We start from the raw sequence: 23920 nt of genomic DNA, 5'->3' as shown, positions 1-23920 counted from the left end.
GGGCACCACTCGGGGTTTTCTACACCAGGCTGTCCCGCCAGGCGCGATGGAGGGTGGCGAAACGCCCGGAGCCGCCGATCAGCCGCTGCGGGGAGCCGTCCTCGACGATCCGGCCCTGGTCCATCACCAGGACCCGGTCGGCGATCTCCACGGTGGAGAGCCGGTGGGCGATGATCACCGCCGTCCGGCCGGCCAGCACCGTGCGCATCGCCCGTTGCACGGCCTGCTCGCCGGGCACGTCCAGGGAGCTGGTCGCCTCGTCCAGGATCAGCACGGCCGGGTCGGCAAGCAGGGCGCGGGCGAAGGCGACCAGCTGGCGCTGACCGGCCGAGATCCGGCCGCCGCGCTTGCGCACGTCGGTGTCGAAGCCGTCCGGGAGCGCCGCGATGAACTCGTACGCGCCGATGTCGCGGGCGGCCTGCTCGACCTCGGCGCGGGTGGCGTCGGGGCGGCCGATCGCGATGTTCTCGGCGACGGTGCCGGAGAACAGGAAGGACTCCTGGGTCACCATCACCACCCCGCGCCGCAGCTCCGGGGTGGCGAGGTCGCGCAGGTCCACGCCGTCCAGCCGGATCCGGCCCCCGGTCGGGTCGTAGAAGCGGGCCAGCAGCTTGGCGACCGTCGACTTGCCGGCCCCGGTCGCCCCGACCACCGCGACCGTCTGCCCGGCCGGGATCAGCAGGTCGAAGGGCGGCAGCACCTCCTTGCCGGTGCGGTAGGCGAAGCGGGTCCGTTCGAAGGAGACCTCGCGGGCTGTTACTCGCTCCTCGCCTTCGGCACCGGCGCGCCCTTCGGCTCGGGGCGGTGTGCCTCGCCCGCTCGCCGGGAGCCGTTTCGGCTCGGCCGGCTCGGCGACGGTCGGCTCGTGGGCGAGCAGGCCGGCGATCTTCTCCAGGGCCGCGGCGGCGGCCTGGTAGCTGTTCAGGAACATCGCCAGCTGGTCGATCGGGTCGAACAGGCGGCGCAGGTAGAGCACGAAGGCGGTCAGGACGCCCAGCTCCAGCGAGTCGTCGGTGACCAGGTAGGCGCCCAGCAGCACGATGCCGGTGGTCCAGACGTTGGCGGTCGCGCGGGACAGGCCGACGTACCGGGCGAGCTCCAGGAAGCCCTCCGCGTTGGCCGTGGAGGACTGCCGGTTGACCACGGCGAAGGCGGCGTCGTTGGCCTTCTCGCGGCGGAAGGCCTGCACCGGGCGGATGCCGTTCATGGTCTCGGTGAAGCGCACGATCATCGAGGCGGCGGCCGTCCGCGAGCGGCGGTAGACCCGGCGGGAGCGGGTGCGGAAGGAGCGGGCGATCAGCGCCAGCGGCAGGAAGCACACCAGCGAGGCCAGCCCGAGCCGCCAGTCCAGCACCACCAGCAGCACCGAGATGTAACAGACCGACAGGAAGACGGTCAGCAGCTCCTGCAGGCCCTCGGAGAGCAGTTCGCGCAGCGCGTCGATGTCGCTGGTGGCCCGGGAGATGATCCGGCCCGAGGTGTAGCGCTCGTGGAAGTCCAGGCTGAGCCGCTGGGCGTGCCGGAAGATCCGGCCGCGCAGCTCCAGCAGCACGTCCTGGTTCACCCGGGCGCTGATCTTGATGAACGCCCACTGCAGCGCCGGGCTGAGCAGCGCGCAGAACAGGTACCCGGCGACCACCGCGACCAGCGGTCCGGCGTCGTGGGCGCGCAGCGCCGGGATGCCGCGGTCCATCGCCACCGCGACCAGCAGCGGGCCGGACTGCAGGGCGGCCTGCTGGACCAGGATCACCACCATCGCGACCGCGATCCGGGCCCGGTGCGGGCCGAGCAGCGAGCGCAGCAGCGCCCGGGGCGCGCCGGGCGGAACGGGGATGTCCTCCTCGTCGGCCGGCGGCGGGGGCAGCTCCTCCTCGACCGGTCCGGCCTCGGCGGGCTCGACGGTGGTGGTCATCGGGTGCGGCCCCCCTCGGGCACCAGGGCGGCTTCGCCCGACATCAGTTCGCGGTAGTGCGGGCAGTCGCGGAGCAGTTCCCGGTGGGTGCCGACGGCCTCGATCCGGCCGTCCGCGAGCACCGCGACCCGGTCGGCGAGCAGCACGGTGCTGGGGCGGTGGGCGACCACCAGGGCGGTGGTGGAGCCGAGCACCTCGCGCAGCGCCCGTTCGACCAGCGCCTCGGTGTGCACGTCGAGGGCGGAGAGCGGGTCGTCCAGCACCAGGAAGGGCGGGTCGCCGACCACCGCCCGGGCCAGCGCGAGGCGCTGGCGCTGGCCGCCGGACAGGCTCAGGCCCTGCTCGCCGACCTCGGTCTCCACCCCGGCCGGGAGCTTCTCGACGAAGCCGGCCTGCGCGGTGGCGAGGGCGGCGGCCAGCTGCCGCTCGTCCGCGCCGGGGGCGCCCATCAGGACGTTCTCCCGGACGGTGGCGGAGAACAGGGTGGGCTCCTCGAAGGCGACCGCGACGAGTTCGCGCAGCTTCTCCCGGGGCAGCTCGGCGATGTCCCGGCCGTCCAGGGTGATCCGGCCGCCGGTGGCCTCGTACAGCCGGGGGAGCAGCGCGGTGAGCGTGGTCTTGCCGCTGCCGGTCGCGCCGACCAGGGCCATCGTCTCGCCGCTGCGGACGTGCAGGTCGATGCCGGCCAGCAGGTCGGGGGTGCCGTCGGGGGCGTCGGGGTAGCGGAAGCGGACGCCGCTGAAGCGGATGCCGTCCGGGGTGCCGGGGGCGGCGAGCGCCTCGGCGGTGCCCCGGTCCTCGGGCTCGGGCTCGTCCATGACCTCGAAGAAGCGGTCCGCCGCGGTGGCGGACTCGTTGGCGTAGGCGAGCAGCCAGCCGAGCGACTCGACCGGCCAGCGCAGGGCGAGCGCGGTGGAGAGGAAGGCGACCAGGGTGCCGGCGCTCAGCTCGTCGTGGGCGACCAGGTAGGCGCCGGCCGCCAGGGCGCAGCCCAGGGCGATCTCCGGCAGGCCGACGATGACCGCCCACAGGTTGGCGAGCTGGTGGGCCTTGCGCAGTTCGGTGCGGCGCAGCCGGTGGGACTGGGCGCGGAAGTTCTCGGCCATCGTGCGGTGCCGGCCGAAGGCCTTGAGGATGCGGATGCCGAGGACGGACTCCTCGACCACGGTGGCGAGGTCGCCGTTCTGGTCCTGGGCGAGCCGGGCGGTGACCGAGTAGCCGGACTCGAAGCGCCGGGTGAGCACCAGCAGCGGCGCCGAGGGCAGCAGGACGATCAGGGCGAGCCGCCAGTCCTGGACGAACATCAGCACCGTGCCGGCCAGGAACGTCACCGAGTTGACGATCAGGAACACCAGCGGGAAGGCCAGGAAGAGCCGCATGGCGTTCAGGTCCGTGGTGGCCCGGGAGAGCATCTGGCCGGAGCCCCAGCGGTCGTGGAAGGAGACCGGCAGCCGCTGGAGCTTCGCGTAGAGGTCGGCGCGCATGGTCGCCTCCAGCCGGCCCAGCGGGCGGGAGAGGACCACCCGGCGGGTGTAGAACAGGGCGGCCTCGACCAGCCCGAGGAGCAGCAGCAGGCCGACCGGCGGCCAGAGGGCGTCGAGGTCGTGCCGGGCGAGCGAGCCGTCGACGATCCGGCCGAGCACCACCGGGACGGCGAGGGTGCTCAGCATGGCGAGCGAGGCGGCCGTCACGGAGACGGCGAGCCGGCCGCGCACCGCCCGGGCGTAGGGCCACAGGCGCAGCAGCGAGCGGACCGTGGAGCGGCGGCGCCCGGTCCTCGATTCGGCGTCTTGTCTGTTCTCGGCCATCGCGGTGAGGGTAGGCAGAGAGTCCGTCACTTCTCATCCGGTTTTTCGCCCCTGTCGGTGGCACCCGACGAGAACCGGCCACCCGTACGGGCGGGGCGTGAGTGAAATGCGGGGCGTGCGGTGCCGTTCGTGCAGGGAGGAGCGCGTCGCGCGCCTCTTGCGCGCGCCCGCCGAACGGCCAATTACATCTTCTGGCGCATGCTCATATCGGCGTCCTGGAGAACGTCGAGGTCGGGCTCGCCCGAGGCTGATCACGCTGGTTGGGCAGGCGTCCGCAGCAGTTGCAGCGAGCGCCCGCCCAGCACCACCGCGCCCCGCGGGTACGGCTCGCCCGTGCCCGCGCTCGCCGTGTCCAGCACCGTCTCGTAGGCGGCCTCCGGCTCGGCCCAGGGCTCGCCGGGCAGGGTGAACACCACCGGTTCGCGGCCCGCGTTGAGCAGCAGCAGGAAGCTGTCGTCGTCCAACGGCCGTCCGGTGTCGTCCCGTTCGGACATCGCGGTGCCGCACAGCAGCATGCCCAGGCAGGCGGTGGGGCCGAACCAGTCCGCCTCGGTCATCTCCTTGCCGAGCGGGGTGAACCAGGCGAGGTCCGGGCGGCCGCCGGGGGTGGCGGCCCGGCCGGAGAAGAACGCCCGGCGGCGCAGCACCGGGTGGGCCCGGCGCAGCCGCACCAGGCGGGCGGTCAGCTCGCACAGCTCGTGCCATTCGGTTCGGTCGAGGAGCGACCAGTCGAGCCAGCCGAGCTCGTTGTCCTGGCAGTAGGCGTTGTTGTTGCCGCCCTGGGTGCGGCCCAGCTCGTCCCCGGCGGTGATCATCGGGACGCCGGTGGAGAGCAGCAAGGTGGCCATCAGGTTGCGCAGTTGGCGCAGCCGCAGGGAGTTGACCTCCGGATCGGTGGTCTCGCCCTCGGCGCCGTGGTTCCAGGAGCGGTTGTCGTCGGTGCCGTCCCGGTTGGCCTCGCCGTTGGCCTCGTTGTGCTTGCGGTCGTAGGAGACCAGGTCGCGCAGGGTGAAACCGTCGTGCGCGGTCACGTAGTTGACCGAGGCGTACGGGCGGCGGCCGTCGTGCTGGTAGAGGTCGGAGGAGCCGGACAGCCGGTAGCCCAGCTCCCGCACGTCAGGGCGGGCGCCTCGCCAGAAGTCCCGCACGGTGTCGCGGTACCTGTCGTTCCACTCGGCCCACAGCGGGGGGAAGCCGCCGACCCGGTAGCCGCCCGGGCCGACGTCCCAGGGCTCGGCGATCAGCTTCACCCGGCTGAGCAGCGGGTCCTGGGCGACGGCGGCGAGGAAGGGGTGGTCCGGGTCGAAGCCGTCCGTGCCCCGGGCCAGCGCGGCCGCCAGGTCGAAGCGGAAGCCGTCCACGCCCATCTCGGCGACCCAGTAGCGCAGCGAGTCGGTGATCAGCCGGACCACCTGCGGGCGGCGGGTGTCCAGGGTGTTGCCGCAGCCGGTGTAGTCGGCGTAGCCGCGCGGGCGGTGCGGGGCGAGGCGGTAGTAGGCGGCGTTGTCGATGCCGCGCAGCGACAGCGCCGGGCCGAGCTCGGCGCCCTCGGCGGTGTGGTTGAACACCACGTCGAGGATCACCTCGATCCCGGCGGCGTGCAGGGCGCGGACCATCCGCTTGAACTCGCCGACCTGGCCGCCGCGCGAGCCCGAGGCGGAGTAGCCGGCGTGCGGGGCGAAGTAGCCGATCGTGTTGTAGCCCCAGTAGTTGACCAGGCCGCGGGCCTGCAGGTGGTCCTCGTCGGCGAACTGGTGCACCGGCAGCAGCTCGACGGCGGTGACGCCGAGGCGGGTCAGGTGGGCGATCGCGGCGGGGTGGGCCAGGCCGGCGTAGGTGCCGCGCAGGTGGGGCGGGACGTCGGGGTGGCGCATGGTGAAGCCGCGCACGTGGAGCTCGTAGAGGACCGTCTCGGACCACGGGGTCTTCGGGCGGTGGTCGTCGTACCAGTCGTCGTCATCGTGGACGACCACCGATCTGGGGACGTACGGGGCGGAGTCCCGGTTGTCCCGGACGGTGTCGGCGACGTCGGCCTCCGGCCAGTTGCGGACGGCCGAGCAGGCCGCGTCGTGGGAGGTGTAACGGCCGTCGACGGCGCGGGCGTACGGGTCGAGCAGCAGCTTGGCGGGGTTCCAGCGGGCGCCCGTCCACGGGTCCCAGCGGCCGTGCACCCGGAAGCCGTAGCGGGTGCCGGGGCGCACGCCGGGCAGGAAGCCGTGCCAGATCTGCAGGTCCTGCTCGGTGAGGCGGTGTCGGGTCTCCCGGCCGTACTCGTCGAACAGGCACAGGTCGACGGCTTCGGCACCGGCCGCCCAGAGCGCGAAGTTGGTGCCCGGGCCGCCGAGTTGGTCGGTCCGGAACCGGGCGCCGAGCGGCTGCCGGCTGCCCGGCCACGGTGGCTCGGCGGTGTGCGGGGCGCCGTCCGGCCGTGCCTCGGCTTCCAGCTCCTGCCCTGACGCCATGGTCGTACCCTCCCTGGACGGGGTGTCCCGGATCCCGTTCACCTTCTCTTTCCCGGTTTGTGGGGGGAGGAAGCGGCTGAACGGCGGCTTACCGGCGGATGGCGGGGTGGGGGTTTGGTGTTCGGGGGGGTGCCTCTATGTCCTTCGTCAAGGTCGATCGGGTCATGCGGGCACGGCTTCGGGGGTGCGGGTCTCGTAGAGGGTGCCGTCTCGGAGCATGGCGAACAGGACGCTGATGCGTTGGCGGGCGAGGCGGAGGAGGGCCTGGGTGTGGGTCTTGCCGCGGTCTCGTTGCCGGTCGTAGTAGGCCCGGGAGTCGGGGTCGTGGAGGGCGGCGAACGCGGAGAGGAACATGGCCCGTTTCAGGAGCCGATTGCCGGTCCGCGGGGCGTGTTCGCCGTGGATGGAGGATCCGGAGGACTTCGTCGCCGGAGCGAGGCCGGCGTAGGAGGCCAGGTGGGCGGCGGTGGGGAAGCTGGTGCCGTCGCCGACGGTGACGAGCAGGGTGGCGGCGGTCCTGACGCCGACCCCGGGCATCGAGGTCAGGACCTTGGAAAGAGGGTGGGCCTCCAGCAGTTCGCCGATCTGGGCTTCGACGGCGCGTCGTTGCTCGTGGACGGCGGCGAGCGAGCGGGCCAGGGAGGGCACCACCGTGTCCAGGGTGGTGGTGCCGGGGACGACGACGGTCTGCTCGTCGAGCGCGGCGAAGATCTCGTCGACCAGGCGCTCGGCCATGCGCGGGGCCTTGGGGCGTATGAGGGTCACGAGTCTTCGCCGGCCGGCCTTGCGCAGGGCGGCCGGCGAGCCGTGCTGTTCCAGCAGGTGGGTGACGGCGGGGTGGTCCAGGCGCGGGCCGAGAACGCGTTCGAGGGAGGGGTGGAACTGCGTGAGCAGGCCGCGCAGGCGGTTGCTGGTGCGGGTGGCCTCGGCGGCGAGGTCCTGGTCGAAGCCGGTCAGGACGGTGAGCTGGGCCGCGGTCTCGTCGGCGAGTTCGAGGGCGCGCAGGGTGTGGGGCATGGTGCGGGCGGCGTCCGCGATCACGCGGGCGTCGCGGGCGTCGGTCTTGGCTTCGCCGGGGTAGAGGTCGGCGATGCGGCGCATGGCCAGGCCGGGCAGGTAGGCGACCTCGCAGCCGGCGTCGCGGGCTACGGCGAGTGGCAGGGCGCCGATCGAGGCGGGCTGGTCGACGATGACCAGGACGCGGCCGAACTTGGCGGTGAGCTTGTCGAAGACGGCCCGCAGTTTCGGTTCGCTGTTGGGCAGCCGCTTGTCGAACACGGTTTTGCCGGCGGCGGTCAGGCCGTGGCCGTGGTGGTCGCCCTTGCCGACGTCCAGGCCGAGGAAGACCGCGATGTCACTCGTGTCGAACACCGAACCCCCCGAGGGTCGTTCATCGTCCTGGCCTCGCCCTTTGGCACCGTTCGCGCGCATCCACGTTACGCAGACCAGGCATCCGTCAGCGGCCGGGCGTTGCGCTCGGCCGGGTGCCGGTCAGGCCTCTCATCAGCGGTCATACGGTGCTCCGGGCCGCGGTGACACCACCCCCCAGGTCATACCTTCGACAGGGGGCAACAGTCATACCGGGCCCGGAGGCCAGGAGCCCCGTTTCAGGGCCACGAAGAAGGTAACGGGGTGGCTCTCGGGAGGGTGGGTGGCCGGGGCGGTTCCGGGGGTGGCCGCTCCGGGGGCTGGATGATTTTCCGACTGCCGACTCTGTGGGCGCGTGGCCGGGCGCCGTTGGCAGTCTGAAAATCACCCGCAACGCCCCCTTCCGCAGCCACCCCCTCCACCGCCCCTCCCGCAGCGCGTCCCTCTCGCCCGGTCGAGGTGGTGGTGGGGGGTGGGGGGAGGTGGGCGTGGGCGCGCGAGGCGGGGCGCGCGCGCCCACGCCGGAAAGCAGGGAGGTGGGGCTGGGGAGTTCAGCGTGCCCCTGTCGGGTTCGTCCTCGTTGTTCCGGTGTCGGAAGCGAACAGTGGGAGGCCCCGGGATGCGGCGCCGAGTTGGGGTGTGGGCGCGGCGGGTGGTGGCGGCGGTGTGGTGTGCGGCCGTGGTCACCGGGTGCGGGTCGTCGGGGGTGCCTGCGGATGATGTGGTCGGGGCCGGTCCGCGCACGCCGCCGCCGGCACCGTCGCGGGCGGTGCTCAGCGCGGTGCCCGCCGACGGCGCGCAGGACGTGGCGGCGGAGGGGCCGGTGCGGGTGAGTGTCAGCCAGGGGCGGTTGGTGTCCGTCCGGTTGGCCGACGCGAAGGGTGTCGGGCTGCCCGGGCGGATCAGCCCGGACGGCTCCGGGTGGGCGCCGGACGGGCCGTTGCCGCTCGGTACCGCCTTCACGTTGGACTCGGTGGCCGAGGACGACCAGGGGCAGCGGGCGGCCCAGCACTCGGCGTTCTCGACCGCGGCCCGGGCGCACACCTTCGTCGCGTTCTTCACTCCGGAGGACGGCTCCACGGTCGGGGTCGGGATGCCGGTCTCGCTGCGGCTGAGCCGTCCGATCACGGACCGGGCGGCGGTGGAGCGGGCCGTGCAGGTCACCGCCGATCCGCCGGTGCCGGTGGCGGCGCACTGGTTCGGCAACCAGCGGCTGGACTTCCGCCCGCAGCGGTACTGGGCGGCCGGCACCAAGGTGACGGTGGCGTTGCGGCTCAAGGACCTGCAGGGTGCGCCGGGCGCGGTCGGCACCCAGAACCGGGACCTGCACTTCACCGTCGGGCGGGCGCAGGTGTCCACCGTCGACCTGGATGCCCATGTGTTGACCGTTCGGGCCGGGCAGGGCGGCAAGGTGGTCCGGGTGCTCAAGGTCTCCGGCGGCAGCCCCGACCACGCCACCTACCGGGGGGTGATGGTGGTGTCGGAGAAGTACAAGCTGACCCGGATGAACTCGCAGACCGTCGGCATGGGCGACGAGTACGACATCAAGGACGTCCCGCACGCGATGCGGCTGACCGACTCCGGCACCTTCCTGCACGGCAACTACTGGGCCGACCCGGCGGTGTTCGGCACCGCCAACACCAGCCACGGCTGCATCGGCCTGGCGGACGCCGAGGGCGGCGCGAGCAAGGACACCCCGGCGGGCTGGCTGTTCGAGCACACCATCCCGGGGGACGTGGTGGAGGTGCGGGCCTCCGCCGGGGACGTCGCGGCGCCGTCGAACGGGCTGGGGGACTGGAACGTGCCGTGGGAGCAGTGGGCGGCCGTCGGCTAGACCTCTTCACCGGCGGTTCACCGCCGCTCCACCCACCTCCTCCGAGGTTTCACCCGGACGGCCCAGCTATCCTGCTCCGGCGCGTCGGGGTCCGGCGTGAAACTTCGGCACCCCGTGCAACTCACGGGGGCGCTCAACGCGTCAAGTGAGTGGATACCGGGAGGGGAGATTCCGTGAAGACGGGGAAGACGGTCGGAGCAGCGATACGGACCACCAGCCGTTACCGGCGCAGGGGTGCGATGGCGCTGGTCATGGGCGGGGTGCTGCTGCTCACCGCGGCGTGTAACGACGACAAGGGCGGGACCTCGGGTGACGCCGCCGCCACGGCGTCGGCGGACGCGAACGGGACGGCCGCCCCCGCGGGCAACGCGGCGGCGCCGAAGGCCTCGGCGGCGGTGCTCGCGGTCTCGCCGAAGGACGGCGCCCAGGACGTCGCGCCGAACGCCCTGCAGGTGTCCGTCTCCAACGGCAAGCTGACCACGGTCGAGGTGACCGACAAGAACGGCAAGCCGGTCGAGGGTGCGATCACCCCGGACGGCAGCGGCTGGAAGCCCGCGGCGGCGCTCGCCGTCGGCATGGTGTACAAGGTGAACGCGCAGGCCAAGGACGACGCGGGGCTGGTGGCCGCGTCGACCACCTCGTTCACCACGCTGACGCCGGAGAAGAAGGTCTCCACCAACGACAACATCGCCGACGGCGCCACCTACGGCGTCGGCATGATCGTCTCGGTGAACTTCAACAAGGACGTCAAGAACAAGGACGCCGTCCTCAAGGGCATCACCTTCGAGACCAACAACGGCACCACGGTCAAGGGCCACTGGTTCGACAGTCGCCGGGTGGACTTCCGTCCGGAGGACTACTGGAAGCCGGGCACCAAGGTGACCATCAAGTACCGGCTGAAGAGCGTCGAGGTCGCGCCGGGCGTCTACGGCGACGTGGACAAGGACGAGCCGTTCACCATCGGCCGCTCGATGATCTCCACCGCGGACGCCAAGACGCACCAGATGACCGTCGAGCGGGACGGCAGGAGCACCACCCTGCCGGTCACCCTGGGCGCGGACGCCACGCCGTCCTGGGGCGGGACGATGGTGATCATGGACAAGGAGAAGGTCACCCGGATGAACTCGCAGACCGTCGGTCTCGGCGGCGAGTACGACATCCAGGACGTGCCGCACGCGATGCGGCTGACCACCTCCGGCACCTTCCTGCACGGCAACTACTGGTCCAACCCCTTCGGCAAGTCCAACGGCAGCCACGGTTGCATCTCGATGCAGGACGTGAAGGGCGGCAGCGACAGCTCGGTCGCGGGCAAGTTCTACAACGACTCGATGGTCGGCGACGTCGTGAAGATCGTGAACACCAAGGAGAAGACCGTCTCGCCCTCCAACGGGCTGGGCGGCTGGAACGTGTCCTGGGCCAACTGGTAGGCCCGGGAGGTTTGTCAGCGTGCGGCCCGGACCTCACTCGTTGGGGTCGGGCCGCCCGCTTTTCGGGGCAGGAATCCCGTTTTCGGGGCAGGAATTCCCTCGAATGGCGCAACCTTTCCGGTGGCCTGGCACATCTATGGATCGGGTCCGTCGTGGCCGTGGGGAGCAAGGGAGGGAATCGGCGTTGAGGTCGATACGCAGGGTGGTGGCCGTCGGTCTGGTCGGCGGGGCGATGGCGCTGACGGCCGCTTGTGGCGGTGGCAGCGGCGGCGGCAGCGGGAGCGGTGCCGCCAAGGCCGATCTGGGGGCCGGCGCGGCCGCCTCCTCGTCGGCGACGGCCGGATCGGCGGGTTCGGCGCCGAAGGTGTCGCAGGCCGCGGTGAGCATCGAGCCGAAGAACGGCGCGGTGGACGTGGCGCCGGGGACGCTCAAGATCGGGGCGACGGGCGGCAAGCTCACCACCGTCAAGGTGAGCGACAAGACCGGCAAGGAGGTCCCCGGCACGATCGCCGCGGACGGCTCCAGCTGGACCCCGTCCGCCGGGCTCGCGGTGGGCACCGCCTACCAGGTCAGCGCGATGGCCGCGGACGCCAACGGCGTGGTCGCCACGGCGGACAGCAGCTTCACCACGCTGACCCCGGCGGCGCTCGCCAAGGCCTCCGACAACGTGGACGACAACGCCACGTACGGCGTCGGCATGATCGTCTCGGTGGACTTCAGCAAGGACGTCGCCAACAAGGACGCGGTCGCGAAGGGCATCACCTTCGAGACCGACAACGGCACGGTGGTCAAGGGCCACTGGTTCGACGACCGCCGGCTGGACTTCCGCCCGGAGGAGTACTGGAAGCCGGGCACCAAGGTGACGGTGCACTACCGGCTCAAGAGCGTGGAGATCGCCCCCGGGGTGTACGGCACCGACCGGGACGAGCCCTTCACGATCGGGCGATCCAAGGTTTCGACGGTTGACGCCGCCGCGCACAAGATGACGGTGGCCGAGAACGGGGCGTCGAGCGACATCGACATCACCTCCGGCTCGGACGAACACCCCACCTGGAACGGCACGATGGTGGTCATGTCCAAGGAGGGCACGGTGCGGATGCAGTCCAGCACCCTGCCCGGCATGACCGGCGCGCCGTACGACCTGCAGGTCCCGCACTCGATGCGGCTGACCACCAGCGGGACGTACGTGCACGGCAACTACTGGAGCGACGCCTTCGGCGAGGACAACGTCAGCCACGGCTGCGTGGGCCTGCGCGACGTCAAGGGCGGCGGCGACTCCACCACGATGGGCAAGTTCTACGCCGACTCGATGGTCGGGGACGTGGTGATCGTGAAGAACTCGGTCAAGAAGGAGACGCTCGACCCGGCGAACGGGCTGAGCGGCTGGAACGTGCCGTGGAGCAAGTGGTAATCGCCAGGTAGGCGCGGTTGGACGTCAACCCGGGCTTGACTTCGGTCAGCCCGGGTTGACGGCTTTCCGATGGCTTCTTGCTCCGGGCATATGCCGATTCGGGGGAGATCGTTTGCTCATTGTCCGTACGCGCCTGCTTGCGTTCCGCAATGATGGTCCGCATGGCGGGTTGGGGCGAAACAGATCAGTCATCGGTTCCCGTGGCCGACGTGGTCGCGGAGGCGTCGTGGATCGACGTCCAGGGTGCGCTCTCGGCGCTGGAGCGGCTCAGCTCCGAGGAGCTGCAGGAGATGTACTCCGGCAGGCTGTGCGACCAGTCCGCGCCGAACGAGGCGCGGCTGCCGTCCCGACCGGCGTCGGTCTCGGTGGCCCGTCGGCTGGTGCTGGACGTCCTGTCGTCCTGGGGGCTCCACCAGCTCCTGGAGCCGGGGGAGTTGCTCACCAGCGAGCTGGTCTCCAACGCGGTGCGGCACGCCGCCGGGCGCACCATCGGGCTCCACGTCAGCCGCAAGCCGGGGTGGCTGCGGATCGAGGTGCGCGACTCCTCGCGCGCGCTGCCCTGCATGATCCTCGCCGAGCCGAAGCCGGTGAACGAGCGTGGGCGCGGGCTGAAGATCGTCGACGACCTCGCCGACAGGTGGGGTGCGGACCTGCTGCCGCGCGGCAAGGGCGTCTGGTTCGAGCTGAAGATCCGCGAGCGGCACTGAGGCGCTCTTTCCGAGCCTGGATACGCGCAGGGCCCCCGGGCTCGCCGTGGTCGGCGGTGGGGGCCCCTGCAAGTCATCGCGCCGGCCAAGGGGGTGCGTGCCGCGCGATGGGCGTCGGCAGTGCCAGGTCGGGCCCGCCGAAGTTCGATGAGTCGACTATCGCATGGATCTCAGCATGTGGGCAAATCGGGCGTCTTGGATTGAAAGGTTTGTAACCTACTCCACCTTTGGAATTTGCATAGGTTAACGCCGTGGCCTGTGAATATTCATGATCGTGGTGCTGTGGCGAGCGTGCGGCGGATGCTGGCGGCGTGCCGGTGGACGGCGGCGGGGGAGAGGCGCCGGCGGGGTGGTGGCGGGGTCGTGGGGGTGCCACGGCAGGCGCGGCAGAGGCCACCGAGGAGGGCGTGCGGGCGGCAGGGGGTGCGGCAGTCGGTGCACTCGATGAGGCGGGTGGAGGGCTCCGGGTGGGGCCGTTCCGGGGGCATCTTGTCGAGCAGGCGGTGGCGGGTGAAAGCCGCCGGGCTGTGGACGCCGTCCGGTGGGAGGTTCGCGGCGAGGACGGCGGTGAAGAGGGCCGGGGTGGTGCCCCGGGCCAGCCACTCGGCGGCGAGCGGCTCCAGGGCCGTGCAGTCGGCGGCGGAGAGGGCGAGCCGGGCGTCCGAGAGGCCGAGGCCGGCGAGGGCGGCGTACGCGGCCGAGGTGGGAGGCGTGCGGTTGAGCGTTCGCTCCTTGGGGGGATCGGGTGCGGCGGGCGTTGACGCCTCGCCCGTGTCGCCCGAGATGAGGAATCGCGTCCACCAGGCGTCGGAGCGGGGAGTGCGGGAGAAGTAGGTGCGGAACACCCACCGGCAGTTCTCGGAGCTGATGCGCTCGCGGACGCGACGCAGATGACCAGCGGTGGAGAGGTTGTTGAGCACCGTGCGGCAGGCCATCTGCCCGTAGTGGGGCTGGAGGACGGCGAGGGTTTTGACGTCCATGGCGGCGCCGTCGGGGAGGTGGTCGATGAGCGAGGCGATGTACGCCTCGCGCGCCGGGAGGTGCGAGAAGTCGGTGGCGGAGCGGGGAAGTTGCTCCGGGGCGGACTGCTTGCCGTATCCGGGCGCGGCCATGGCGGTAGAGTCGTGAGTAGCCACAGGATCGACCTTCGTTCGATCGTGCCGGTCAGACCCCCGTTCGGTGTTGCGAGCACCGGCGGGGGTTGTTTCGTTGGTGCGCACGCTACACGTCGGAACCGGCCGTGGAGAAGTTGTGACAATAAGTCATATCTGCTGCGTGCAGGGGTGGTTGGAAGGTGGTTACCTCACCGTTCCACTAAGGGGTCACTCGACCGGTGCCGCTTGAGCTTCGGGGGCGAACGAGACGAAGGCGGACCAGGCCTCGGGGGAGAAGGTGAGGGTCGGGCCGGCCTTGTCCTTGGAGTCACGGACGTGGATGGCGGCGGCGGAAGTAGCTACCTCAATGCACTCGCCGCCGTCACTGGTGCTGTAGCTGGACTTGAACCAGTTCATAGCTCCTCCGCCACCTTCCTGATGAACACTCTCGACTCTTCGATGCTGAGAGCCTGCATGCGGATCATGCCATGGCGCTGTGAGAGCGTGTTCACCTGAGCTGGATCGGAGTAGAGGATCCCGGTCTTCTGCCCTTCGACATAGGCGAGTTGCTCGTGTTCCGGCGTCTCCAGAAGGATCACCGGTCCATCAAGAGCTGCGTAGGCCGCACGGTCGAGTGGGAGCACCTGGATCGAGATGTTGCGCAGCTCGCCGACATCCAGCAGGTGGTCGAGTTGGCGCTTCATGACGCCCTTGGTGCCGACGACTGCACGAAAAGCCGCTTCGTTGATCACGAATCCGAACATTACGGTCGGAGAGCCCGTCAGTCGCTCCTGCCGTTGCATGCGACCGGATACGCGGGTTGCAACCGCCTCGTCGCCCAATGGTGGGTACGTCCTGCTGATCAGCTCCTGGGCGTACTCCTTGGTCTGTAGTAGGCCTGGGATCAACAGAGCCGAGTATGCGTGGAACGCGATCGCCTCGCGCTCGGCCTCGGTGTATCCCCGCGAGTACGACGAAAACTTCTCGGGCGCCAGGTAGTCGGCTGCCCCCACGATCATTCCCTTCGCATCGCACAACTCGTCTGCCACTTGAAGCAACTTGAGCGAAGGCTTCCGCCTCCCCGCCTCCATCGACCGCACGCTCTCGATGTCGTAGTGGGATGCCTGACTCAGCTGCTCCCGGGTCACACCGGCCCGTTCACGCCACCGCTTGACCTGGTCGCCGCAGTACTTCCACGACATCGGGTTCTGCTTCGGCGTACTCACTGCCCCGTGCCCCTTCCTGCCCTGGTCAAAGGGCGGTTCAAGCTCTCGCGTACCACCGGTGTAACTCCCGAGGCTAAGCCCGCCTGCCGACCCTTGAAGGGTGAAATGGCCGAACTCGGCCCTTGTGAGTGAAGCTTTCCCCGCCTACCCCTCAAGGACTCTGATGATCACTCAGCCCGTCGATGCCGTCGAGTGGATGCTCCCCCGCCACCCCCGCAGTGCGAGCCGCGCCCGGATCCGGCTCCTCCGGCAGGCCTTCGACTGGCAGATCGACGTCGAGTCCGCCGAGACCGCGCTGATCCTGCTCAGTGAACTCGTCACCAACGCCTGCCGCCACGCCCGCTCCCCGCGTGACCGGATGATCGGAGTTCGGGTCCTCCTCCCCACCTCCTCCCTGCTCCGCATCGAGGTGTCCGACGCGAATCCCGAACTCCCGACGCTGCGCCACGCCACCCCCGACGACGAGTCCGGCCGGGGCCTCGAACTCGTCGCGGCCCTCGCCACCTCCTGGGGCGCCCACCCGCGCGGCGAGGGCTACATCGGCAAGACCGCCTGGTGCGAACTCGCCCTTCCCACCCCGGCCAACCCGCACGACTGATCCCCCCCACCACCTGCGCAGGAAGTCGGGCCCGTCGACTTCCTGCGCGGGCCGGGTAGCATCGGGCTCGTGAACTCGTACTGGCACGTCGCACTGCCACCGCTCAGCGCCTGATCGGGCGCACGCAGTCGGTGGTTTGATCCCAAGGCCCCCGCTCAGGGGGTCCTGTGGCGTGCGCCCGTTTCGAAACCAGTTCCTCTGATGGTCTTCGACGACGGAAGTTCACGACTGTGCCGAATCGTTTGTCCGCGCCTGAGCGCGCCCGGCTGACCCCTGCCGCCGCCCGCCGTACCCGTCCTCTCGACGGGCCGGTGCCGATCCTGGCCTCCGCGCTGCTGTGGGGCACCACCGGGACGGCCAGTTCGCTGGCGCCCGCAGGTGCCCCGGCGGCGGGGATCGGGGCCGCCGCGCTGGTGCTCGGCGGGTTGCTGCTGTTCCTCACCGACCGCGCCGCGTGGTCGCTGCCCCGGGTGTGTGGGGCCCGTGAGCGGTGGCTGCTGGCCGTCGGGGCGGTGGCCGTGGTGGGGTACCCGGTCACCTTCTACCCGGCGGTGACCCGCACCGGGGTCGCGGTGGCGACCGTGATCGCGCTGGGGAGCGCGCCGGTGTTCACCGGGCTGCTCGGGTGGCTCGCCCGGCAGGGGCGGCCGAGCGGGCGGTGGGCCGGGGCCACGGCGCTGGCCGTGCTCGGCTGCGGGGTGCTGGTGCTCGGGCCCCAACTCGCCGGTGGGGGCGGGGCGGCGGACCTCTTCGGGGTGCTGCTGGCGGCGCTCTCCGGGCTCTCGTACGCGGTGTACTCGCTGATCGCCGGGCGGCTGATCGCGGCCGGGCATCCGTCCGGCGGGGTGATGGGCGCGATGTTCGGCGGGGCGGCGGTGCTGGTGCTGCCCGTGCTGGCGCTGGGCCCGGTCGGCTGGCTGCTCTCGGTGCGCGGCGCGGGCGTCGTGCTGCACCTCGGGGTGATCACCACCTTCCTCGCCTACCGGCTCTTCGGCCACGGCCTGCGACACACCCCGGCCCAGACCGCCACCACCCTGACCCTCGCCGAACCCGCCGTCGCCGCCGTCCTCGGCGTCGCGGCCCTCGGCGAGCGCCTCCCGGCCGTCTCCTGGTGCGGCCTCGCGGTCCTCGCCGGCGGCCTGGCGTTCCTGACCCTCCCCGGCCGGCGGTAGGCGATCGTCGCCGCTGCGCCGGAAGGCGGACCGGGCACCCCTTCTATCGAAAACTTGTTCGAGTGACTCGGCGTCAGATATGTTCCACCGCATGGAAGCTGTTGCCGCCATCGAACAGTCGCTGCGGGAGAATCCCGACGACCACGCCTTATGGCTTCACTACGCTGACCGGCTCCTCGCCCGGGGCGACGCCCGGGGCACGCTCATCCGTCTCGAACAGCGACGGATGCGCGCCCGCCCCGCCGATCGCGAGACCCTGACGAACGAGATCACCGCCCTCATGGACGAGCACCGGCCGTCCTGGGATGCGGAGCTGCCGTCCGGTGCGACCATCCTGGCCCACCGGTACGGCCTCGTCACCAAGGCCGGCGTCACCTGGTCCGACGAGGCGCCCGCGCTGATCGAGCAGGTCCTCCGCAGCCCCTTCGTGACCGCGCTGCGGATCGGACCGCCCGACCCCGTCGACGAGGACGAGGACGACGAGGACTTCGAACTGGAGGACTACGAGCCGGACGACTTCCCCCTCCTCCGGCCCGTCGACGTCAGTGCCCTCGCGTCGCTCGACCTCGGGCGCCTCACCGAGCTGGACCTGTCCTACCTGCCCCTCGGCGAGGCCGGCGCCAAGGACCTCGCGGCCTCCGCCGGCGGCCACCTGATCGACACGCTCGACCTGCGGTACTGCGGCGTCGGGGACGCCGGACTCGCGGCCCTCGCGGCGACCGCGCGCTTCGACGGGCTCCGCCGCCTGCACCTCCAGTGCAACGCGCTGACGGCCGAGGGCGTCCGCTCGCTGCACCGCCTCGAACGGCTCGTCGAACTCGACCTCCGCTACAACACGATCGGCCCGGACGGGGCCGACGCCCTGCTCGCGACGCCCTTCGTCGGCTCGCTCGCCCGGCTGTTCCTCTACCGCAGCGACGTCTCCGACGCAGGCGCGACGGCGCTCGCACGTGCCCCCCAACTCCCGTCCGCCCTGCGCAGCCTCTGGAGGAGTGTGTGAGCGCCGAGCTCCGCGACCGCTTCTTTGCTCTGTCGACCGGTCACGCCCCGGCCGACGAGGTCGCCCACTACCGTGCCCAGGTCGACGCGACGGACACCGAGCCCACCACTACGCTCGACGGGCTCGCAATCTCCTGGCACCCGACCGTCCGCCACAAGGCAGTGCGCTTCGTGGACGCCGAGCGGATCGACGCCGGCGTGCGCGACCTGTTCGCCCGGCCCAGCGAGGAGGCGCCGTACCTGGCCGCCGTCTTCGTCGATCCGCGCGAGCTGTCGTTCCGCACGTTCGAGAACATCGTCCCGCTCGACCGCCTGTTCACGGACACCCCGTTGGAGTTCGAGCTCGTCGAGCCGGTCGAACTCGCCGCCGGTGCGTACTCGTTCTCGCTGCGGCTACCGGCCGCCGCCCGCGCCCGCCTGGAACGCCTCGACGGGCTGAACCTGTACGTCCCGCCGCTCAACTCCGGTTCGCGCGGCGGCGAACGCTTCATCTTCCACTCGGCCCTGCTCGCCGACGCCCTCACCGCGGCGGTCGGCAGGGCCGCGCCACCGGAGCTGCGCGAGGGCTTCTCGCACGTGAACCCCGTGTTCCGGTGCAACCGTTTCGAGCCCGGGGACCGCAATTTCCACCGCCACCACGACACGCCCTACTACGACGCCGAACGCAAGCACGTCTCCCGCTACACCGTCCTGATCTACCTCACCGGTGGCTCGGCGGCGCCCGCCCTCGACCTCGCCGGGGGCGCCGCACTGACCGAGATCGAACCCTTCACCTGCGTGGTCTTCGACCAGCGGTACGAGCACGAGGGCGCGCCCTACCTCGACGGCCGCAAGGTCTTCCTGCGCAGCGAACTCGTCTTCACCGAGCCCGGGTTCACCCACGACCCGGAGATCGCCGCTCTGTTCAGCAAGGCCTGCTACTGGACCGGCGAGAGCGTCTTCGCCCCCGAACTCGCCCGCCACGCCGACACCTACTACAACCAGGTCGCCACCGCGCACTGGAACGGCCTCGCGGCCGGAGCCGAGCGCGAGCCCTTCGTCCACAAGCAGTTCCGCGGCGTGCACTTCGTCGCGAACGGCTACGACTTCTGGTTCGCGAAGACCGACACCCTCTCGCTCGCCGAGTGCGCCGCGATCGCGCTGCTCGACTACTTCAACTGCAGGATCGGCGACGCCGCGTTCCGCACCCTCTGCGGGCCGGAGGTGATCGAGGCCGACGGCACCGACTGGATCCCGGCCTTCCTCCGGGACAGGCGCGCCGAGTCTGCCGTCGCGCCGATCGACAAGTCCCTGCTCTTCCCCGCGCCGGAGGAGACGGAGCCGTCCGGGTGCTGTCCGTTCCACACCATGGAGACGTTCGACTCCACGCGCGACCCCGAAATCCTCGATCTCTACACCCGGGCCCAGAACTTCGCCATGGCGCACATCATGCCGGCGCCGATCGTGATGCTCGGCGAGGACGTGCTCCTCGACCCGGACCGGTTCCTGATCGAGGGGAACACCATTCACGTCCTCGGCGAGAAGTCGCTCGCACCCGTGAACTTCGCCGCCTGCTGGAACGCCGGCGGCAGCCCGCAGAACTACATCGACGTCGCGGCCACCGTCGGCGTCGCGCACTTCCTCGTCCCGCCGATCCTCTTCCACGAGGCGGACGGCTGCTACCACCTCCAGTTCGACTTCTTCCGCAACTCCTGGATGGTGCGGCACCGGCAGGCGAGCGTCCACGTCCCCATGGTCCAGCGGGGGATGCACGACGACGACTCCCCCTGGCCCTGGGTGGCCGCCGTCGACCGCTCGCTTGCCTCCGACCGGGAGTCGGCCTTCTGGACGGCCGAAAGCGCCGAAGTGGACGAGGAGCTGGCCGAGATCTTCGCCGAGTACGAGGAGGAGTTCGAGGGCGAGGACTGAGCCGGCTCGTCGCTCGCCCGAAGCTCAGAGCGCCGCGTCGGCCACGAGCTTTCCCGTAGCGGCGGAGGAATGCGGCGGTGGGTAGGGTGGGGCGACCGAGTGATTCGCGGGGGCCGGGCGATCGCCGGAGGGATCCTGGTGTACCCGCTCGTTGCCAAGGGGGTTCAGCCATGCCCGATTCCGTCGTGCCCAGCCCGTTGGAACTGCTCGCCCGTTACCGGCGGGCGATGCTCGACCTGGACGCGGACGCACTGGCCGAGTTGTACGCCGAGGACGGGGTGCACGAGTTCCCGTTCCTGTTCCCGGGGATGCCCGAGCGGTACCGGGGGCGGGAGGAGGTGCGGGCCGGGTACCGGGCGGCCTGGGGGGCGAGTGAGGCCCGGCCGCAGGAGATCCGGGAGGTCGCGGTCCACCCGGGCGCCGACCCCGAGGTGCTCACCGTGGAGCAGTTGGTGATCGGCCGGGTCGCCTCCACGGGCAAGGAGTTCGCCTTCCCGGGCCTGCTGGTGATGCGGGCCCGGGGCGGTCAACTGGTGCACGTCCGCGACTACATGGACGGCCTGGGGGTGGCCCGCGCCATGGGCCGCCTTTCCGCCGTCGCCGCCCGCCTGGAGGCGTAGGGGCGGCTCAGATGCCGAAGTGGGTGGCGATGCCGTCGAGGACGCAGTCGAGGCCGGTCGCGAAGTGCCAGTCGGGGTCGTCCTTGCGGGTGGCCTGTTGCAGGTACTGCAGGTAGGCGGGGTAGCGGCCGGTGCCCATCAGGTAGGACATCCGGGGGGCGAGGGCCGCGCGGGTCTCGTCGCCGTCGGACCAGCCGCGGGCGCGGCGCAGGTCCTGGAGGGCGACCTCGGTGGCGGACGAGCCGTGGACGTAGATGGCGACCGTGCGGAAGATCGCCATGGTGGTGTCGGGGTCCAGGCCGTGGCCGGCGAGGGCGGCGAACGCCCGTTCTGGGACGGCGAGTTGGTTGGGGCTGAGGGAGAACGGGGTGGCCGCCCGAGTGATCCAGGGGTGGGCCAGGCTCATCGCGCGCAGGTGGACGGCGAGGGCGTGCATGGTTTCGCGCCAGCCGTCGGCGGGGGTGTCCAGGGGGAGCCCGCCGTACACGAAGTCGACCATCAGCTCGATGAGTTCGTCCTTGCCGGACACGTACCGGTAGGCGGCCATCGGGGCTACGCCGAGGGCGGTGGCCAGGCGGCGCATGGTGACGGCGTCCAGGCCCTCGGTGTCGGCGATGGCGACCGCGGCCTCGGCGATCCGGTGCGGGGTCAGGGTGGTGCGCGGCGCGGGGGAGGGGCGGTCGAGCCGCTCCCAGAGTGAGACCTGCGACCTGTCGCGGTCGTCGGCTCCGGCGCGGGCGTCCCCGGCGGGGCCCTGCTGAGCGGGCATGAGGGCGAGCTCCTTCCGGCTGGTGATCTCCACCGTACCACTCATGTGTACGGCGTATATCCGTAGTGGACGGCGTACGCGCTTATGTGTACGTTGTACGTCATCGATACGGCGTACACACCGTCCCGGAGGGGGACCATCCATGTCCACGGAACCGATCGACGACCGCCCCAAGCCGCCACTGCTCGGCGTGCTCGGGCTGATGCTCGGCATCTTCCTCTCGGCCCTCGACGGCCAGATCATCGGCACCGCGCTGCCGACCATCGTCGGCGACCTCGGCGGACTGGAACACCTCGCCTGGGCGGTCACCGCCTACTTGCTGACCTCCGCCGCCGCCACCCCGCTGTGGGGGCGGCTCGGCGACCTGTACGGGCGCAAGGGTGCGTACCAGTGGGCGGTCGCGGTGTTCCTGGTCGGCTCGATGCTGTCCGGACTCTCACAGAACATGGGCGAGTTGATCGCCTTCCGGGCGTTGCAGGGGATCGGCGCGGGCGGGTTGATGGTCGGCGCGCTCTCGGTGATCGGGGTGCTGGTGCCCGCCTCCGACCGGGGTCGGGTGCAGTCGGTGATCGGGGTGCTGATGCCGATCGCCTTCGTGGGCGGACCGCTGCTCGGCGGCTTCCTCACCGACCGGCTCAGCTGGCGCTGGGCCTTCTACGTCAACCTGCCGGTCGGTGTGTTCGCCCTGCTCGCGGTCGGCGCGGCGGTGCGGCTGCCGAAGGCCGAACGGGCCCGCGCCCCCTTCGACCGGGCCGGGGTCGCCCTGCTCACCGCCGGCATCCTCGGACTCACCCTGGTCAGCAGCTGGGGCGGGACGACGTACGCCTGGACCTCGCCGCTGATCCTCGGGACGGGAGCGGTCGCGATCGCCGCGCTGGCCCTCTTCGTCCGGACCGAACTGCGCGCCCCCGGACCTCTGATCCCGCCCGCGCTCTTCCGCGACCGCAACTTCACGGTGTCCCAGGTGCTGGGCTTCCTCACCGGCGCGGTCATGCTCGCCCTGATCGGCTACCTGCCGCAGTACCTCCAGCTCGTCCAGGGTGCGTCGCCGACCACCGGCGGGCTGCTCCTGCTGCCGCTGATGCTCGGCATGATGGGCACCCAGCTGATCACCGCCCGGCTGATGGGCCGGCCCGGCGGCGAGCGGCGCTACCCGCTGCTGGGCGGGGCGCTGGCCCTGGCCGGGTCCGCGCTCCTGCTGCTGCTGGGGACGGACACCCCGGTGGCGCTGGCCTCCGGGCTCACCGCGGTCGCCGGGGTCGGCATCGGACTGCTGATGCAGAGCACCATGCTGACCTCGATGGGCGCGGTGCCGCGCCAGGACATGGGCGCGGCCATGGGCGTGGTGACCCTGCTGCGCAGCATCGGCGGCTCGCTCGGGATGGCCGCCCTCGGCGCGGTCTACACGGCGCGGCTGACCGCCTCCCTGGGGGCGCGACTGAACCCGGCCGAGGCCGCCCGGCTGACCGGCGGTGGCGGGCTCACCCCGGCCTCGCTGGCGGGGCTGCCGTCGGCCGTCCGGGACGCCGTCGGGGCGGCCGTCACCAGCGGGCTGCACGGCACGGTGGCCGGCGGCATCGTCCTGGCGGGGGTGGCGACGGCGGTCGCCTGCCTGGCCCGACCGGGCGCGGGCGCGAGCCAGGGCCGGAGCTCGCACCCCGAGCCGCGCGCGGCCGACGTGCCGGTGGAGGAAGCGGCGGTGCGGCCCTAGCAGGCCCGAGGCTCGAGGCCCGGGCGTCAGGGGCAGTGGCCGGCGAGGCAGAAGGAGGCGAGCTCCGACTGCAGCAGGTCGTGCAGCGGGGTGGGCCAGCTCTGCTCCGGGCCCGCCACCAGCACGGCCCAGGAGGAGCCGTCCGGCCCGACCAGGATGTGGTCGATCGCGTGGCGCACGCCGGAGCCGGACGTGGCGTGGTCGTAGGCGTACTCCAGCTCGGCGGAGCCGTCGGCGGCCTGTTCCAGCCGGATGCGGTGGTAGTTCGGGAACCGGGTCGCATTGCGGGCCAGCTCGCCGTCCGTGTCGGCGGCCTGCTGGTACGGGGAGCCGGCGCCCACCGCCCACACCTCGATCAGACTGGCGCCGTCGGGCGAGTCGTAGAACACCGCGCTGTCCTGCGTGCGGCGCTGCCAGCCGTCGGGGACGAGCAGGGTGAAGCCGCTCGGGTCCTGGACCGGTGTCAGGTGCGGCCCGGCGGGCGTGGATGTGGGCGTCGGGGTGAGGCTGGGGACGGGCGTGTCCGGGGGAGCCGGGGCGACGGAGACGGAGGTCCCGGTCGGGGCGGGCGACGCCGACTCCGACACCGTCGGTGAGGCCGGGCCGGAGGCCGCGGTGACCGGCCGGTCGCGCCCGCCGTCCCGGTTCAGCAGGTACCACCCGCCGCCCGCGAGCAGGCCGGCCAGCGCCCCGGCGACCACCGCGACCAGCACCCGCCGGGACCGCGGCCGCGCCGACGGCCGTTGCGGCGGCGGGCCGTACGGCGGCCGGGGCCCGAGCAGCGGCGGTGCCAGCGGCGGTGGCACGGGCGGCGGTGGTACGGGCGGCTGCCCCGCCTGCGGTCGGTACGGCTCCGGCGGTTGGAACGACATCCGCCTCCCCCTCTGGCGTGGC

The 23920-nt window shown here is 71.7% G+C and carries 19 protein-coding genes; 10 read left to right on the top strand and 9 right to left on the bottom strand.

What is annotated here, in order from left to right; all coding sequences use genetic code 11:
- Positions 1–19 precede the first annotated feature (19 nt).
- The 4 genes from O1G21_RS14465 to O1G21_RS14450 form a co-directional block, all read right to left on the bottom strand.
- Entirely contained in the window at positions 20–1912 is a 1893-nt protein-coding gene (locus tag O1G21_RS14465) for an ABC transporter ATP-binding protein (RefSeq protein WP_270143930.1), read from the bottom strand.
- Positions 1909–3720, bottom strand: a complete 1812-nt coding sequence (locus O1G21_RS14460) for an ABC transporter ATP-binding protein (RefSeq protein ID WP_270143928.1) — start codon at positions 3718–3720, stop codon at positions 1909–1911. The genes O1G21_RS14465 and O1G21_RS14460 overlap by 4 nt, the downstream gene beginning before the upstream one ends.
- A gap of 251 nt (positions 3721–3971) precedes the next feature.
- Positions 3972–6182 carry a glycogen debranching protein GlgX gene (gene glgX, locus O1G21_RS14455; protein WP_270143925.1) on the bottom strand — a complete coding sequence of 737 codons (2211 nt, stop codon included), beginning with the start codon at positions 6180–6182 and terminating at the stop codon, positions 3972–3974.
- A 162-nt stretch (positions 6183–6344) separates the two neighbouring features.
- Complete coding sequence (locus O1G21_RS14450; RefSeq protein WP_270139889.1) at positions 6345–7553, bottom strand: IS110 family RNA-guided transposase; 1209 nt, start codon at positions 7551–7553, stop codon at positions 6345–6347.
- Positions 7554–8319: 766 nt separating this feature from the next.
- Here O1G21_RS14450 and O1G21_RS14445 point away from each other — a divergent pair.
- The 4 genes from O1G21_RS14445 (at position 8320) to O1G21_RS14430 (ending at position 12929) form a co-directional block, all read left to right on the top strand.
- Positions 8320–9384, top strand: coding sequence for a L,D-transpeptidase (locus tag O1G21_RS14445; protein WP_270143923.1), 1065 nt, complete (start codon positions 8320–8322; stop codon positions 9382–9384).
- 173 nt (positions 9385–9557) lie between these two features.
- Complete coding sequence (locus tag O1G21_RS14440) at positions 9558–10811, top strand: L,D-transpeptidase (RefSeq protein WP_270143921.1); 1254 nt, start codon at positions 9558–9560, stop codon at positions 10809–10811.
- A 184-nt stretch (positions 10812–10995) separates the two neighbouring features.
- Entirely contained in the window at positions 10996–12222 is a 1227-nt protein-coding gene (locus O1G21_RS14435) for a L,D-transpeptidase (RefSeq protein ID WP_270143919.1), read from the top strand.
- A 200-nt stretch (positions 12223–12422) separates the two neighbouring features.
- Positions 12423–12929: an ATP-binding protein gene (locus O1G21_RS14430; RefSeq protein WP_270143917.1), complete on the top strand. Its 507-nt coding sequence runs from the start codon at positions 12423–12425 to the stop codon at positions 12927–12929.
- A gap of 266 nt (positions 12930–13195) precedes the next feature.
- Here the strand turns inward: O1G21_RS14430 and O1G21_RS14425 are convergent, their stop codons facing one another.
- From O1G21_RS14425 to O1G21_RS14415, 3 genes are all read right to left on the bottom strand, one after another.
- Positions 13196–14041 carry a hypothetical protein gene (locus O1G21_RS14425; protein WP_270143915.1) on the bottom strand — a complete coding sequence of 282 codons (846 nt, stop codon included), beginning with the start codon at positions 14039–14041 and terminating at the stop codon, positions 13196–13198.
- A gap of 210 nt (positions 14042–14251) precedes the next feature.
- On the bottom strand, positions 14252–14440 hold the full coding sequence (locus O1G21_RS14420; RefSeq protein ID WP_270143913.1) for a DUF397 domain-containing protein: 189 nt from the start codon (positions 14438–14440) through the stop codon (positions 14252–14254).
- Positions 14437–15249 (bottom strand): helix-turn-helix domain-containing protein, encoded by an 813-nt coding sequence (locus O1G21_RS14415; RefSeq protein ID WP_270143911.1) that lies wholly within the window; start codon positions 15247–15249, stop codon positions 14437–14439. The genes O1G21_RS14420 and O1G21_RS14415 overlap by 4 nt, the downstream gene beginning before the upstream one ends.
- 163 nt (positions 15250–15412) lie before the next feature.
- On the opposite strand from O1G21_RS14415, the gene O1G21_RS14410 reads away from it, so the two are divergent.
- The 5 genes from O1G21_RS14410 to O1G21_RS14390 all read left to right on the top strand — a co-directional run bounded on the left by O1G21_RS14410 (position 15413) and on the right by O1G21_RS14390 (position 20546).
- The gene (locus O1G21_RS14410; RefSeq protein WP_270143910.1) at positions 15413–15847 is read left to right on the top strand and encodes an ATP-binding protein; all 435 of its coding nucleotides are present in this window, start codon (positions 15413–15415) and stop codon (positions 15845–15847) included.
- A gap of 242 nt (positions 15848–16089) precedes the next feature.
- Positions 16090–17019, top strand: coding sequence for a DMT family transporter (locus tag O1G21_RS14405; RefSeq protein ID WP_270143908.1), 930 nt, complete (start codon positions 16090–16092; stop codon positions 17017–17019).
- Between the two features lie 91 nt (positions 17020–17110).
- Positions 17111–18019 carry a leucine-rich repeat domain-containing protein gene (locus O1G21_RS14400; protein WP_270143906.1) on the top strand — a complete coding sequence of 303 codons (909 nt, stop codon included), beginning with the start codon at positions 17111–17113 and terminating at the stop codon, positions 18017–18019.
- Entirely contained in the window at positions 18016–19926 is a 1911-nt protein-coding gene (locus tag O1G21_RS14395) for a 2OG-Fe(II) oxygenase (protein WP_270143904.1), read from the top strand. The genes O1G21_RS14400 and O1G21_RS14395 overlap by 4 nt, the downstream gene beginning before the upstream one ends.
- A 170-nt stretch (positions 19927–20096) precedes the next feature.
- Complete coding sequence (locus O1G21_RS14390) at positions 20097–20546, top strand: nuclear transport factor 2 family protein (protein WP_270143902.1); 450 nt, start codon at positions 20097–20099, stop codon at positions 20544–20546.
- 7 nt (positions 20547–20553) lie between these two features.
- Here O1G21_RS14390 and O1G21_RS14385 read toward each other — a convergent pair whose 3' ends face one another.
- Positions 20554–21360: a TetR/AcrR family transcriptional regulator gene (locus tag O1G21_RS14385; RefSeq protein ID WP_270143900.1), complete on the bottom strand. Its 807-nt coding sequence runs from the start codon at positions 21358–21360 to the stop codon at positions 20554–20556.
- A 97-nt stretch (positions 21361–21457) separates the two neighbouring features.
- On the opposite strand from O1G21_RS14385, the gene O1G21_RS14380 reads away from it, so the two are divergent.
- On the top strand, positions 21458–23026 hold the full coding sequence (locus tag O1G21_RS14380) for an MDR family MFS transporter (RefSeq protein WP_270143898.1): 1569 nt from the start codon (positions 21458–21460) through the stop codon (positions 23024–23026).
- A gap of 26 nt (positions 23027–23052) precedes the next feature.
- Here O1G21_RS14380 and O1G21_RS14375 read toward each other — a convergent pair whose 3' ends face one another.
- Complete coding sequence (locus O1G21_RS14375) at positions 23053–23832, bottom strand: hypothetical protein (RefSeq protein WP_270143896.1); 780 nt, start codon at positions 23830–23832, stop codon at positions 23053–23055.
- Positions 23833–23920: the final 88 nt, after the last annotated feature.

The sequence above is a fragment of the Kitasatospora cathayae genome (assembly GCF_027627435.1).
GTDB lineage: Bacteria > Actinomycetota > Actinomycetes > Streptomycetales > Streptomycetaceae > Kitasatospora > Kitasatospora cathayae.
Note: the sequence above shows the minus strand (reverse complement) of the source record. Positions and strands in the feature narration are given on the sequence as shown.